This is a genomic window from Pedococcus sp. P2_D7 (assembly GCF_056404295.1).
Genome location: NZ_JBFUEH010000001.1, coordinates 682,685 through 696,389, shown reverse-complemented (window position 1 = coordinate 696,389; position 13,705 = coordinate 682,685). Strand labels below are relative to the sequence as shown.

Annotated in this window: 14 protein-coding genes; all 14 read left to right on the top strand. The window is 71.1% G+C overall.

Annotated elements, in window-relative coordinates; translation table 11 throughout:
• Positions 1–14 precede the first annotated feature (14 nt).
• The gene (gene argC / locus AC1DWJ_RS03320) at positions 15–1,085 is read left to right on the top strand and encodes an N-acetyl-gamma-glutamyl-phosphate reductase (RefSeq protein ID WP_457255569.1); all 1,071 of its coding nucleotides are present in this window, start codon (positions 15–17) and stop codon (positions 1,083–1,085) included.
• Entirely contained in the window at positions 1,082–1,492 is a 411-nt protein-coding gene (locus AC1DWJ_RS03315) for an ACT domain-containing protein (protein ID WP_457255568.1), read from the top strand. The genes argC and AC1DWJ_RS03315 overlap by 4 nt, the downstream gene beginning before the upstream one ends.
• A complete protein-coding gene (gene argJ, locus AC1DWJ_RS03310) occupies positions 1,489–2,640 on the top strand; it encodes a bifunctional glutamate N-acetyltransferase/amino-acid acetyltransferase ArgJ (protein WP_457255567.1) in 1,152 nt (383 codons plus the stop codon). Before AC1DWJ_RS03315 ends, argJ begins: the two co-directional genes overlap by 4 nt.
• Positions 2,637–3,605 carry an acetylglutamate kinase gene (argB, locus tag AC1DWJ_RS03305; protein WP_457255566.1) on the top strand — a complete coding sequence of 323 codons (969 nt, stop codon included), beginning with the start codon at positions 2,637–2,639 and terminating at the stop codon, positions 3,603–3,605. The genes argJ and argB overlap by 4 nt, the downstream gene beginning before the upstream one ends.
• On the top strand, positions 3,605–4,888 hold the full coding sequence (locus AC1DWJ_RS03300; protein WP_477619958.1) for an acetylornithine transaminase: 1,284 nt from the start codon (positions 3,605–3,607) through the stop codon (positions 4,886–4,888). The genes argB and AC1DWJ_RS03300 overlap by 1 nt, the downstream gene beginning before the upstream one ends.
• Positions 4,885–5,820: an ornithine carbamoyltransferase gene (argF, locus tag AC1DWJ_RS03295; protein WP_457255564.1), complete on the top strand. Its 936-nt coding sequence runs from the start codon at positions 4,885–4,887 to the stop codon at positions 5,818–5,820. The genes AC1DWJ_RS03300 and argF overlap by 4 nt, the downstream gene beginning before the upstream one ends.
• Positions 5,821–5,825: 5 nt before the next feature.
• On the top strand, positions 5,826–6,338 hold the full coding sequence (locus AC1DWJ_RS03290) for an arginine repressor (protein WP_457255563.1): 513 nt from the start codon (positions 5,826–5,828) through the stop codon (positions 6,336–6,338).
• Positions 6,335–7,786 carry an argininosuccinate lyase gene (argH, locus tag AC1DWJ_RS03285; RefSeq protein WP_457255562.1) on the top strand — a complete coding sequence of 484 codons (1,452 nt, stop codon included), beginning with the start codon at positions 6,335–6,337 and terminating at the stop codon, positions 7,784–7,786. The genes AC1DWJ_RS03290 and argH overlap by 4 nt, the downstream gene beginning before the upstream one ends.
• 104 nt (positions 7,787–7,890) lie before the next feature.
• A complete protein-coding gene (locus AC1DWJ_RS03280) occupies positions 7,891–8,181 on the top strand; it encodes a hypothetical protein (protein ID WP_457255561.1) in 291 nt (96 codons plus the stop codon).
• Between the two features lies 1 nt (position 8,182).
• Positions 8,183–8,998, top strand: coding sequence for a hypothetical protein (locus AC1DWJ_RS03275; protein ID WP_457255560.1), 816 nt, complete (start codon positions 8,183–8,185; stop codon positions 8,996–8,998).
• 52 nt (positions 8,999–9,050) lie between these two features.
• Complete coding sequence (locus AC1DWJ_RS03270; protein WP_457255559.1) at positions 9,051–10,982, top strand: fumarate reductase/succinate dehydrogenase flavoprotein subunit; 1,932 nt, start codon at positions 9,051–9,053, stop codon at positions 10,980–10,982.
• Positions 10,979–11,731, top strand: a complete 753-nt coding sequence (locus AC1DWJ_RS03265; RefSeq protein ID WP_457255558.1) for a succinate dehydrogenase/fumarate reductase iron-sulfur subunit — start codon at positions 10,979–10,981, stop codon at positions 11,729–11,731. The genes AC1DWJ_RS03270 and AC1DWJ_RS03265 overlap by 4 nt, the downstream gene beginning before the upstream one ends.
• Positions 11,695–12,369, top strand: coding sequence for a DNA-3-methyladenine glycosylase (locus tag AC1DWJ_RS03260; protein ID WP_457255557.1), 675 nt, complete (start codon positions 11,695–11,697; stop codon positions 12,367–12,369). Before AC1DWJ_RS03265 ends, AC1DWJ_RS03260 begins: the two co-directional genes overlap by 37 nt.
• A 62-nt stretch (positions 12,370–12,431) precedes the next feature.
• Positions 12,432–13,694, top strand: coding sequence for a tyrosine--tRNA ligase (tyrS, locus tag AC1DWJ_RS03255; protein WP_457255610.1), 1,263 nt, complete (start codon positions 12,432–12,434; stop codon positions 13,692–13,694).
• Positions 13,695–13,705: the final 11 nt, after the last annotated feature.

The window sequence follows — 13,705 nt, the reverse complement described above, 5'->3', positions numbered from 1 at the left end:
GTATGTTTATGCACATGGTCAAGGCAGCAGTCGCTGGAGCGAGCGGGTACGCCGGGGGAGAGCTCCTGCGGCTCCTGCTCGGCCACCCCGACGTCGAGATCGGGGCGTTGACGGCGGGGTCGAGCGCAGGCCGCCGCCTCGGCGACCTGCACCCACACCTCACCCCGCTCGCAGAGCGCGTGGTCGAGGACACGACCCTCGAGGTCCTCGCCGGTCACGACGTCGTCTTCCTCGCGCTCCCGCACGGACACTCGGCCGCGCTGGCCGCCCAGCTGCCCGACTCGGTGACAGTCATCGACTGCGGCGCCGACTTCCGGCTGCGCGACGAGCAGGCGTGGACCACGTTCTACGACACCCCGTATGCCGGTGCGTGGGCCTACGGCCTGCCCGAGCTGCCCGTGGGCGGTGGCCGCCAGCGTGAGGCACTCCTGGGGACCCGGAGGGTCGCGGTGCCCGGGTGCTACCCGACGGCCGTCTCGCTCGCGCTCGCGCCCGGCTTCGCCGCCGGTCTGCTGGACCCGCGCGATGTCGTCGTCGTGGCGGCGTCCGGGACCTCGGGCGCAGGGAAGTCCCTGAAGCCCCACCTGCTCGGCGCCGAGGTGATGGGCGCGATGTCCCCCTACGGGGTCGGCGGCACCCACCGGCACACCCCCGAGATCGAGCAGAACCTCACCGCGGCAGCCGGTCCGGGTGCGGCCGACGTGCAGGTGTCGTTCACGCCGACCCTGGCCCCGATGCCCCGCGGCATCCTGGCCACCTGCACCGCCCGCCTGCGGCCGTCCTCGGCCGACGGCGACGCACCCGCCGACGCACGCGGCATACGGGAGGCGTGGGAGAAGTCCTATGCCGACGAAGCCTTCGTCCACCTGCTCCCCGAAGGCCAGTGGCCGTCGACAGCCAGCGTGCTCGGGAGCAACAGCGTCCACGTCCAGGTCACCGTCGACGAACGCGCCGGGCGCGTCGTCGCGGTCGCTGCGGTCGACAACCTCACCAAGGGAACGGCAGGTGCTGCGGTGCAGTGCATGAACCTCGCGCTCGGCCTGGCCGAGACGACCGGACTTCCGGTGGCAGGGGTGGCGCCATGAGCCTGCCCCTGCACCTGATGAGGCACGCGGTGGAGGTGGGCTTCGCCCGCCTGCCCGCTGGTGAGGAGCCGGCCTGGGACTGGCGGACCGGGCCACTCGCCTCGATCACGTACACCGACAGCGAGACCTCGATCGTGTGCGCCTACGAGTCGGTGCCGTCGGGCACGAAGGTGCAGGGTCCGCTGGTCGCCTTCGAGATCGCCGGACCCCTCGACTTCTCCACGGTGGGGGTGCTCTCGGGCCTGCTCGAGCCACTGGCCAAGCAAGGCATCAGCATCCTCGCCCTGTCGACCTACGACACCGACTGGATCCTCATCGAGGCCCAGCACGCCGACGAGGCGATGGCGACCTGGAAGCGCGATGGCAACACCGCCGCTCCCGCCCGCCTCGGTGGGGCGACCTCGTGAGCGTGACCACGCCCCGCGGCTTCCGCGCCTCGGGGGTCACCGCCGGCCTCAAGGCGAGCGGCAACCCTGACCTCGCCCTGGTGGTCAACGACGGACCCGACCACCACGCTGCGGCGGTCTTCACCAGCAACCGGGTCGAGGCGGCACCCGTGACGTGGTCGCGGCAGTCGTCGCTCGACGGCCGGGTCGACGCGGTCGTCCTCAACTCCGGTGGGGCCAACGCGTGCACCGGCGCTCAGGGCTTCGCCGACACGCACGCGACGGCAGAGAAGGTCGCCGAGCTCCTCGGCCTCTCCTCGCACGACGTGGTGGTCTGCTCGACCGGCCTCATCGGCGAGCTGCTCCCGATGGACAAGGTGCTCGCCGGCGTGAAGTCCGCGGCCGCCGCGCTGTCCGCCGACGGTGGGCCTGACGCGGCCATCGCGATCACGACGACGGACACCGTCCACAAGGTGGCGGTCGCCGAGCGCGACGGCTGGTCCGTCGGCGGGATGGCCAAGGGTGCGGGCATGCTCGCGCCGGCCCTCGCGACGATGCTCGTCGTCGTCACCACGGATGCCGTCGTCGACGCAGACCAGCTCAGCGACAGCCTGCGAGCCGCCACGGCGGTGACGTTCGACCGGATCGACTCCGACGGCTGCCAGTCCACCAACGACACGGTGGTCCTGCTGGCGTCCGGCGCCTCGGGGGTGCCGGTCGATGCCGACCAGCTGACGCACGCCGTGACCGAGGTCTGCGCGAGCCTGGCCCGCCAGCTCATCGCCGACGCGGAGGGCGCCCACCACGACATCGCCATCGAGGTGCGCACCGCAGCCTCGGAGGTCGACGCCCTCGAGGTGGCCCGGTCGATCGCGCGCAACAACCTCTTCAAGTGCGCGGTCTTCGGCAACGACCCCAACTGGGGACGGGTGCTGGCCGCGGTCGGCACGACCGGCGCCGAGTTCGACCCGCAGGCCCTCGACGTCTCCATCAACGGGGTCGAGGTCTGCCGCGCCGGGGGAGTCGGGGAGGACCGCAGCCTGGTCGACCTGACCCCGCGGGAGGTGCACGTCGTGGTCGACCTGCACGCCGGCGGCGAAGCGGCCACGGTCTGGACCAACGACCTCACCCATGACTACGTCCACGAGAACTCGGCCTACTCCTCATGAGCACTCCAGTCACCACGTCCGACGCCGCACCCGCGCGGCGGTCGACCAACACCGTCCGCGGGCACATCGGCGCGGCCGCGCTGCGGGTCGCCCAGGGGAAGGCACAGACCCTCGTCGAGGCGCTGCCGTGGCTCGAGCAGTTCCGGGGCGCGCTGGTCGTGGTCAAGTACGGCGGCAACGCGATGGTGGACGACGACCTCAAGGCCGCCTTCGCCCAGGACGTGGCCTTCCTCCGGTATGCCGGCCTGCGCCCCGTCGTCGTGCACGGTGGCGGCCCACAGATCGCCGCCATGCTCGACCGGCTCGGGCTGCAGAGCGAGTTCCGCGGCGGCCTGCGGGTGACCACCCCCGAGGTGATGGACGTGGTCCGCATGGTACTCACCGGCCAGGTGGGCCGGGAGCTCGTCGGCCTGCTCAACCAGCACGGCCCGGTCGCGGTCGGGTTGTCGGGGGAGGACGCCGCCCTGTTCGGCGCCCGCCGTCGCGGCACCCACATCGACGGTGAGGAGGTCGACCTCGGCCTGGTCGGTGACGTCGAGACGGTCAACCCCGGAGCCGTGCAGGACATCCTCGACGCCGGCCGGATCCCCGTAGTGTCGACGGTCGCCCCCGACCTCGACGTGGACGGCCAGGTCCTCAACATCAACGCTGACACCGCCGCCGCTGCGCTGGCGGTGGCGTTGAAGGCGCACAAGCTGGTGATGCTCACCGACGTCGAGGGCGTCTACGCCGACTGGCCCGACCGTGACTCGCTGCTGTCGTCGCTGACGGTCGGGGGTGCCCAGGAGCTGCTGGAGCGGGTCGACGCCGGCATGATCCCGAAGCTCGAGGCGTGCATCCGGGCGGTCCAGGGCGGAGTGCCGCAGGCCCACGTGATCGACGGTCGTCAACCCCACTCGCTGCTCCTCGAGGTCTTCACCTCCGAGGGGATCGGCACCATGATCGTCGCCGACGAGGAGTCCTGATGGGCGCGCGCAACGACGAGCTGCTGGAGCGCTACCAGCGTTCGGTCATGGGGGTCTTCGGGCTGCCACCCCTGGTGCTGTCGCACGGCAGCGGGTGCCACGTGTGGGACGTCGACGGCAACCGCTACCTCGACCTGGTCGGTGGCATCGCGGTGAACGCGCTCGGCCACGGTCACCCGGCCCTGGTCGCTGCCATCAGCAAGCAGGCCGGTGAGGCGATCCACGTCTCGAACCTGTTCACCTCCGAGGGCCAGATCGCGCTGGCCGAACGGCTCGTGGCGCTCGCCGGGGCTCCGCAGGGCTCGGCCGTCTTCTTCGCCAACTCCGGCGCCGAGGCCATCGAGGCCGCCATCAAGCTGAGCCGTCGCACCGGGCGCAGCGGCATCGTCGCGGCCGAGGGCGCGTTCCACGGCCGCACCACCGGAGCCCTCGCGCTCACCCACAAGCTCGCCTACCGCGAGCCCTTCGAACCGCTCATCCCCGGCGTCACGCACGTCCCCTTCGGCGACGAGGCCGCCCTGCGCTCAGCGGTCAGCTCCGAGACCGCTGCCGTCGTGCTCGAACCGGTGCAAGGTGAGGCCGGCGTGCTCAGCCCGGGCACGGCATACCTGCAGCTCGCCCGCCAGCTCACGCAGCAGCACGGCGCCCTGCTCGTCCTCGACGAGATCCAGACGGGGATCGGCCGCACCGGCACGTGGTTCGCCTTCCAGCAGGCCGGGATCGTGCCGGACGCCATCACGCTCGCCAAGGGGCTCGGCGGGGGAGTGCCGATCGGTGCCCTGGTCGCCTTCGGCCCCGAGGTCGCCGGGCTGCTCACCGCCGGCCAGCACGGCAGCACGTTCGGAGGCAACCCCCTCGCCGCCGCGGCGGGCCTCGCGGTGCTCGACACCATCGAGGAGCAGGGGCTGCTCGCCCACGCCGCCGAGGCCGGTCAGCACCTGGTCGACTCGGTGACGGCCCTGGGTCACCCGCTGGTGGCTGAGGTGAGGGGGGCCGGGCTGCTCCGCGCCATCGTCCTGACCGAGCCCGTAGCGGCCCAGGTCGCCGCGCTCGCGCGCGAGGCCGGCTTCATCGTCAACCCGGTGGCTCCGGACGCGCTCCGGCTCGCCCCGCCGCTGGTCGTCACCACCGAGGAGCTCGACTCCTTCGTGCACGCCCTGCCCGCTCTGCTCGACGCGGCGTCGGCCGCCGCCAGCGCCGGCACCACGAGCGCCCCCACCACGAGCGCCGGCACCACGAGCCCCGCCACCCCCCACGAGACCACCTCCGAGGACGCGTCATGACCCTCCGACACTTCCTGCGCGACGACGACCTGACGGCCGAGGAGCAGGCCCTGGTCCTGCGGCGCGCCGTCGAGCTCAAGGCCGCGCCCTTCTCACGGCGCCCGCTCGAGGGTCCGCGCACCGTTTCCGTCGTGTTCGACAAGCCCACCCTGCGCACCCAGGTCTCCTTCGCGGGGGCCATCACCGCCCTGGGCGGCTACCCGCTCGTCGTCGACGGCAACCTCGCGCAGATCGGCACCCGCGAGTCGGTGGCCGACACGGCCCGCATCCTCGGCCCGCAGTCGGCCGCGGTCGTCTGGCGCACCTACGGCCAGGACCGGATCGAGGAGATGGCCGCGCATGCCGGTGTCCCCGTCGTGAACGCCCTGACGGATGACTTCCACCCCTGCCAGATCCTCGCCGACCTCCTCACCGTGCTCGAGCACAAGGGCACCCTCGCCGGCCGCACCCTCGGCTACGTCGGCGACGGCGCCAACAACATGGCCCACTCCTACCTGCTGGGGTGCGCGCTGGCCGGGATGCACGTGCGCATCGGCACCCCCGCCGCCCACCAGCCGGCGGCGGCGATCCTCGCCAGGGCCCGGGAGCTCGCGGCGACGCAGGGTGGCTCGGTCCTCGTGACCGACGACCCCGTCGCCGCGGTCGAGGGCGTCGACGTGGTGGTCACCGACACCTGGGTCTCGATGGGCATGGAGGGGGAGAAGGGGGACCGCCAGGGAGCGCAGAGCCCGTTCGCACCGTTCGCCGTGACCCAGTCCCTCATGGCGAAGGCTGCTCCTGACGCGATCTTCCTGCACTGCCTGCCGGCCTACCGCGGCTTCGAGGTCGAGGCCGAGGTCATCGACGGACCCCAGTCGGTCGTGTGGGACGAGGCGGAGAACCGCCTGCACGCGCAGAAGGCGCTGCTGTCCTTCCTCCTCGAGGGGGCCTGAGCCGGATGAGCATCGCCGCCACCAGGACCGGACGCCAGCAGCGGATCGTCGCGATCCTCGGGCGCACCGAGGTGCGCTCGCAGAACGAGCTGCTCGACCTCCTCGCCGACGACGGCATCGACGTCACCCAGGCCACGTTGTCGAGGGACCTCCTCGAGATCGGCGCCGTCAAGGTGCGCTCCGGGCGCACCCTCGTGTATGCCGTGCCGGGAGAAGGCGGTGACCGCACCGCCCGCCCGGCGCCGGACGGCACCGCGCTCACCGCGAGGCTGCGACGCGTGTGCGAGGAGCTGCTGGTCACCGCCGAGCCGTCGCACAACCTGGTCGTGCTGCGCACGCCACCGGGCGCCGCGAACTACCTGGCCTCGGCCATCGACCACGCCGCACTGACCGGGGTGCTCGGCACCATCGCGGGCGACGACACCATCATGGTCATCACCACCGGCGCAGCCGCGAGCCGCAAGGTCGCCGGCGACCTGCTCGGCCGCGCCAGCCCGACTACCGAGGAGAACGAGTGAGCCCGGCTGTGACACCAGATGGGAGCCAGGAGAAGGTCAGTCTCTGGGGCGGACGCTTCGCAGGCGGTCCGGCCGACGCGCTCGCCGCGCTCAGCAAGTCGACCCACTTCGACTGGCGCCTGGCGCAGTACGACATCGCCGGGTCGCGCGCCCACGCCCGGGTGCTCCACGCGGCCGGGCTGCTCGACGACGCGAACCTCGACGCGATGCTGGCCGGGCTGGCGGCGCTCTCCGACGACGTCGCGTCCGGGGCCTTCCTGCCCGGTGACGACGACGAGGACGTCCACACCGCCCTCGAGCGCGGCCTGATCGAGCGGGCCGGGTCCGACGTCGGAGGGCGGCTGCGGGCCGGTCGCTCACGCAACGACCAGATCGCCACGCTCTTCCGCATGTACCTGCGCGACCACGCCCGCTCAGTCGCGGGCCTGGTGCTCGACGTCGTCGACGCCCTCGTCGACCAGGCCACCCGCCACGCCGACGTGCCGATGCCCGGCCGCACCCACCTGCAACACGCCCAGCCGGTGCTCCTCGCCCACCACCTGCTCGCCCACGCCTGGCCGCTCCTGCGCGACGTCCAGCGGCTCCAGGACTGGGACGTCCGTGCGGCGGTCTCTCCCTACGGGTCGGGTGCCCTCGCGGGCTCGTCCCTCGGGCTCGACCCCGAGGCGGTGGCCGCCGACCTGGGGTTCACCACGTCGGTCGAGAACTCCATCGACGGCACCGCGTCACGGGACTTCGTGGCCGAGTTCGCCTTCATCGCGGCCATGACCGCGATCGACATCTCACGACTCGCCGAGGAGGTCGTGCTCTGGGCGACCAAGGAGTTCTCGTTCGTCACGCTCGACGACGCCTACTCGACCGGGTCGAGCATCATGCCGCAGAAGAAGAACCCGGACGTCGCCGAGCTCGCGCGGGGCAAGGCGGGCCGGCTCGTCGGGGACCTCACCGGACTCCTGACGACGCTCAAGGCCCTGCCGCTGGCCTACAACCGCGACCTCCAGGAGGACAAGGAGCCGGTGTTCGACGCCGTCGACACCCTCGAGGTCCTGCTGCCGGCGTTCAGCGGCATGGTGGCCACCCTGGTCTTCGACACCGAGCGGCTGGCCTCGCTCGCGCCGCAAGGCTTCTCGCTGGCCACCGACATCGCCGAGTGGCTGGTGCGCGAGGGGGTGCCGTTCCGCGTGGCCCACGAGGTCGCCGGAGCCTGCGTGCGAGCGTGCGAGGACCGTGGGATCGAGCTGTGGGACCTCAGCGACGCCGACCTCGCCGGCATCTCCGAGCACCTCACACCCGGCGTCCGCGACGTCCTGAGCGTCCAGGGCTCGCTCGCCTCCCGCAACGCCCGGGGTGGCACCGCCCCGGACCGCGTCGCGGAGCAGCGCGACCGCGTGGCCGCGACGGTCACCGAGGCCCGCGCCTGGGCGGGCGCACCGATCCGGGTGCGCTGACGGCATACCCGTCCGTCCGCTTCCGAGAAATCTCGGGAAGCACGCGATAGGTTCGTGATGCGGGTCACCGGCGACCCGCATCCGCGTTGCGAAGGGACGGTGTCATGGGCGTCAGCGACGACCTCACAGCGGCTGCAGGTCACGTGGCCGGGCTGCGACGGGCAGTGACCGCGCTCTCGAAGGAGCTCGGCAACACCATCGACGTGCAACGACTGCGAGACGACGTGGTGCGCCTCGCCGACGACGTCGACCTCGTGGCGCGCGGAGCCGGGGTCGGCTCCCAGGACCGTGCCGGCGGGCCGGGCGAGATCGTCTTCATCACCGACGAGGAGTACGACCCCTCGCTGTGGTCCGATGCCGAGGACGAGGGCGTCGGCCCTTCCCGGGGCCACTGAGGTGTCGAACGTCCCCTTCAGCGGAGGCGTCCATGCCCCCGGTCGGGCCCGCATCGCTGCGCGCACCCTCCGCGAGGACCGCTGGTGGCTCCAGCCCTTCGTCACGTTCGTCTGCTTCTCGGCCTGGCTGCTCTACGGCCTCGTGCGGGCCAGCCTGCAGAAGGACTACTTCGTCGCCGACTACGGCTACCTGACGCCGTTCTACTCGCCGTGCCTGTCGACGTCCTGCGTGCCGGGCTCGACCCACTTCGGCACGCCGTTCGGGGAGTGGCCGGCGCTCATCCCCTTCGCGGCGCTGACGCTGCCGTTCCTCCTACTCTTCCGGCTCACCTGCTACTACTACCGCAAGGCCTACTATCGCTCGTTCTGGAACTCGCCGTCGGCCTGCGCGGTGCCCGAGGCGCACCGGGAGTACTCCGGTGAGACCCGGTTCCCGCTGATCATGCAGAACCTGCACCGCTACTTCTTCTACGCGGCGGTGGTCATCAGCCTCATCAACACCTACGACGTGCTGCACGCGTTCCGCGGCAAGGACGGTGGCTTCGGCCTCGGTCTCGGCACGCTCATCCTGCTGGCCAACGTCGTGCTGCTCTGGTGCTACACCCTCGGCTGCCACTCCTGCCGCAACATCGTCGGCGGCCGGCTCAACCACTTCAGCAAGCACCCGCTGCGCTACAAGGCGTGGGGCCTGGTGGGAAAGCTCAACGCCCGCCACATGCTGTTCGCGTGGGTGACGCTCGGCAGCCTCGTGGTGACCGACGCCTACATCGCCCTCGTCTCGGCGGGCACGATCGGCGACTTCCGCATCATCAACTAGCCCCCCGCCCACGTGACCGGCCCACGGGCCACGACAGACCCAAGGAGTGCGAGTGACCGACCTCGAGAGGCACGACTACGACGTCATCGTCATCGGGGCGGGTGGCGCCGGGCTGCGTGCAGCGATCGAGGCGAGGGAGCAGGGGCTCCGGACGGCGATCATCTGCAAGAGCCTCTTCGGCAAGGCCCACACCGTGATGGCCGAGGGCGGTATCGCTGCCTCGATGGGCAACGCCAACGAGAAGGACAACTGGCAGACCCACTTCCGCGACACCATGCGCGGGGGCAAGTTCCTCAACAACCCGCGGATGGCCGAGCTGCACGCCAAGGAGGCCCCCATGCGGGTGTGGGAGCTCGAGACCTACGGCGCGCTCTTCGACCGCACGCCCGACGGCCGCATCAGCCAGCGCAACTTCGGTGGCCACGAGTACCCGCGGCTCGCCCACGTCGGTGACCGCACCGGCCTGGAGCTGATCCGCACGCTCCAGCAGAAGATCGTCAGCCTGCAGCAGGAGGACCACCGCGAGACCGGCGACTACGAGGGCCGGCTCAAGGTGTTCGCCGAGCTGACCATCACCGACATCCTCAAGGCCGACGGCGCCGTGGCCGGCGCGTTCGGCTACTGGCGGGAGTCGGGCCGGTTCGTGCTCTTCTCCGCACCGGCCGTCATCCTGGCCACGGGTGGCATCGGCAAGTCCTTCAAGGTCACCAGCAACTCCTGGGAGTACACCGGCGACGGGCACGCCCTGGCCCTGCGCGCGGGCGCCTCCCTCATCAACATGGAGTTCATCCAGTTCCACCCCACGGGCATGGTCTGGCCGCCGTCGGTCAAGGGCATCCTCGTCACCGAGTCGGTGCGCGGCGACGGGGGAGTGCTGCGCAACTCCGAGGGCAACCGCTTCATGTTCGACTACGTCCCCGACGTCTTCCGCGGCCAGTACGCCGACAGCGAGGAGGAGGCGGACCGCTGGTACAAGGACCCCGAGAACAACAAGCGACCCCCAGAGCTCCTGCCGCGTGACGAGGTCGCCCGCGCCATCAACAACGAGGTCAAGGAGGGGCGCAGCTCACCGCACGGCGGCGTCTTCCTCGACGTGTCGACGCGGCTCCCGGCCGAGGAGATCCGGCGGCGGCTGCCGTCGATGCACCACCAGTTCAAGGAGCTGGCTGACGTCGACATCACGGCAGAGCCGATGGAGGTCGGCCCCACCTGCCACTACGTGATGGGTGGCGTCGAGGTCGACGCCGACACCGCGGCCACCTCCGTGCCGGGCCTGTATGCCGCGGGCGAGGTCGCGGGGGGCATGCACGGGTCCAACCGGCTCGGCGGCAACAGCCTCTCCGACCTGCTGGTCTTCGGCCGCCGCGCCGGAGTGGGTGCATCCGAATACATTGCAACGCTTGGTGATTCGCGTCCCGCGATTCAGGACGCAGACGTCGACCAGGCGGCGGAGACCGCCCTGGCGCCGTTCCGCGACGCCTCGGAGAACCCCTACTCGCTTCACCAGGAGCTCCAGCAGAAGATGAACGACCTGGTCGGGATCATCCGCCGGGAGGGCGAGGTCCGCGAAGCACTCGACATGCTCGACGACCTCGACGAGCGTGCGAAATCCGTTGGGGTGGAAGGACATCGGCAGTTCAACCCCGGCTGGCACCTGGCCCTCGACCTGCGCAACATGCTCGCCGTCTGCCGCTGCGTCGCCCTGGCCGCCCTCGAGCGCACGGAGTCGCGTGGCGGCCACACCCGCGAGGACTTCCCCGGCATGGACCCTGAGTGGAGGGGGGTCAACCTGATCTGCACGCTCGACGGGTCCGACGCCGTCCAGCTCGAGCGCCGGCCGGTCCCCGAGATCCGCCAGGACCTGCTCGAGCTGTTCGAGCGCACCGAGCTGTCCAAGTACCTCACCGCACCAGAGCTGTCCCGCTTGGACGCGGGCGGCACGTCCGCCCAGCAGGGCAGCGCCGACGGGAGCGACCGGTCATGAGCTACGACGCCAGGTTCAAGGTGTGGCGCGGGGACGCCTCGGGGGGCGGTCTCGAGGACTACACCGTGGAGGTCAACGAGGGCGAGGTCGTCCTCGACATCATCCACCGGCTGCAGGCGACGCAGACCCCCGACCTCGCGGTCCGGTGGAACTGCAAGGCCGGCAAGTGCGGCTCCTGCAGTGCGGAGATCAACGGCAAGCCACGGCTGCTCTGCATGACGCGGATGAGCACGTTCACGGAGGAGCAGGTCATCACGGTGACGCCGCTGCGCACCTTCCCCGTGATGCGCGACCTCGTGACCGACGTGTCCTTCAACTACCAGAAGGCGCGCGAGGTGCAGGCGTTCAGCCCGCCTGCCGACCTCCAGCCGGGCGACTACCGCATGCAGCAGGTCGACGTGGAGCGCAGCCAGGAGTTCCGCAAGTGCATCGAGTGCTTCCTCTGCCAGGACGTCTGCCACGTCGTCCGTGACCACGAGGACAACAAGACCAACTTCGCCGGACCGCGATTCCTCATGCGGGTGGCCGAGCTCGACATGCACCCTCTCGACACCGCCGACCGCCGCCCCGCGGCCAAGGAGGAGCACGGGCTCGGGTACTGCAACATCACCAAGTGCTGCACCGAGGTCTGCCCCGAGCACATCAAGATCACCGACAACGCGCTGATCCCGCTGAAGGAGCGCGTCGTCGACCGTCACTACGATCCCGTCGTGTGGCTGGGCAACAAGATCCGTCGTCGGTCGAGCTAGGCCACCGGCTCGAGCGAGACTTCTTCTCGGAGGACGTCCTCGACGTCGCTCCGGCGCTGCTCGGGGCCACCATCTCGCACGCGGGCGTCACGCTCCGGCTCACCGAGGTCGAGGCGTATGCCGGGACGGCCGACCCGGGGTCACACGCCTTTCGCGGCCCCACGCCGCGCACCGAGGTCATGTTCGGCGCCGCGGGTCACCTCTACGTCTACTTCACCTATGGCATGCACTGGTGCGCCAACCTGGTGTGTGGCCCGGAGGGGGAGGCCAGCGCAGTCCTCCTGCGCGCCGGGGAGGTCGTGGCGGGTGAGGACGTGGCCGCCGCCCGCCGCACCGGGGTGACCCGACGCGACTGGGCGCGGGGGCCGGCCCGGCTCGCGACCACCCTCGGGCTGCGTGGGGAGCAGTCCGGTCTCGACGCGTGCGCCCCGGCGGGCCCGGTCGCGCTGCACGCCGCCCCGCGCCCCACGCCCGCCCGGGCCATCCGCACCGGCCCGCGCGTGGGGGTGTCGGGAGCAGGCGGTGACGCGGCGGCGTACCCGTGGCGGTTCTGGCTGGACGGCGAGCCGACGGTGTCGGTGTACCGACCGGCACCGAATCGACCAACCACGTCCCGTGCACGCAGGCACGGGGCATAGGGCAGGCTGTGGTCGTGCCGCGACAGCGCGGCACGACGTGCGACGCGAAGGAGCGACCCACCGTGAGCAACATCCTCGACGAGCTGCAGTGGCGAGGACTGGTGGCCCAGACCACCGACGAGTCCGCGCTGCGCGACGCCCTCGCCGACGGGCCGATCACGGCGTACTGCGGCTTCGACCCCACCGCTCCGTCCCTGCACTTCGGCAACCTCGTGCAGCTGGTCGTGCTGCGCCACCTGCAACGGGCCGGCCACCGGGTGATCTGCCTGGTCGGTGGTTCGACGGGTCTCATCGGCGACCCTCGTCCGTCGTCGGAACGCATCCTCAAGACCAAGGAACAGACGGCCGAGTGGGTCGCGAACATCGAGCGGCAGGTGCGCCCGTTCCTGTCGGTGGAGGGTGACAACCCGGCGGTCTTCGTCAACAACCTCGACTGGACGGAGCCGCTGTCGGCCCTGGACTTCCTGCGCGACATCGGCAAGCACTTCCGCGTCAACCAGATGGTCAAGAAGGACGCGGTGGCCGCACGGCTGAACTCGGAGGAAGGGATCTCGTACACGGAGTTCAGCTACCAGCTGCTGCAGGGACTCGACTACCTCCAGCTCTTCCGCGACTACGGCTGCACCCTGCAGACGGGTGGGCAGGACCAGTGGGGCAACCTCACCGCCGGTTCCGACCTCATCCACCGGGTGGAGGGGAAGTCGGTCCACCTCCTCACCACACCCCTGCTCACCGATGCGGCCGGCAACAAGTTCGGCAAGAGCGAGGGCAACGCCATCTGGCTGGACCCTGAAATGACCAGCCCCTACGCGTTCTACCAGTACTGGATCAACACCGAGGACGCCTCGGTGGTCAAGCTACTCAAGGTGTTCACCGACCGCACCGCCGACGAGATCGCGCGACTCGAGCAGTCGCTGGCCGAGAAGCCGTTCCTCCGTGAGTGCCAGAAGACCCTGGCGGCCGATGTCACGACGCTCGTGCACGGCGCGGAGGCCACCGCAGCGGTGCAGGCCGCCTCCGAAGCGCTCTTCGGGAGGGGCGACGTCACCGCCCTCGACGCCGGCACCCTGGGTGACGCCACGGGGGAGCTGCCCGGGGGAGAGGTCTCGGTGGGGATGTCGGTGACCGATGCCCTCGTGGCCGTGGGTCTGGTCGACTCCCGCAACGCCGCGCGCCGGGCGATCGGTGACGGCGGCGCCTCGCTCAACAACGTGAAGCTGGCCGACCCCGAGCAGGTGCTTGAGGAGTCCGACTTCCTGCACGGACGCGTCGCCCTCCTGCGTCGAGGACGCAAGTCCCTGGCCGCCGGCCGCCGCGCCACGTGACCCCAACAGGT

Bases quoted from the DNA above. Each gene is read 5' to 3' on its own strand.
- argC (WP_457255569.1), top strand. From the start codon at position 15: ATGGTCAAGGCAGCAGTCGCTGGAGCGAGCGGGTACGCCGGGGGAGAG.
- AC1DWJ_RS03315 (WP_457255568.1), top strand. From the start codon at position 1,082: ATGAGCCTGCCCCTGCACCTGATGAGGCACGCGGTGGAGGTGGGCTTC.
- argB (WP_457255566.1), top strand. From the start codon at position 2,637: ATGAGCACTCCAGTCACCACGTCCGACGCCGCACCCGCGCGGCGGTCG.
- AC1DWJ_RS03300 (WP_477619958.1), top strand. From the start codon at position 3,605: ATGGGCGCGCGCAACGACGAGCTGCTGGAGCGCTACCAGCGTTCGGTC.
- argF (WP_457255564.1), top strand. From the start codon at position 4,885: ATGACCCTCCGACACTTCCTGCGCGACGACGACCTGACGGCCGAGGAG.
- AC1DWJ_RS03290 (WP_457255563.1), top strand. From the start codon at position 5,826: ATGAGCATCGCCGCCACCAGGACCGGACGCCAGCAGCGGATCGTCGCG.
- AC1DWJ_RS03280 (WP_457255561.1), top strand. From the start codon at position 7,891: ATGGGCGTCAGCGACGACCTCACAGCGGCTGCAGGTCACGTGGCCGGG.
- AC1DWJ_RS03265 (WP_457255558.1), top strand. From the start codon at position 10,979: ATGAGCTACGACGCCAGGTTCAAGGTGTGGCGCGGGGACGCCTCGGGG.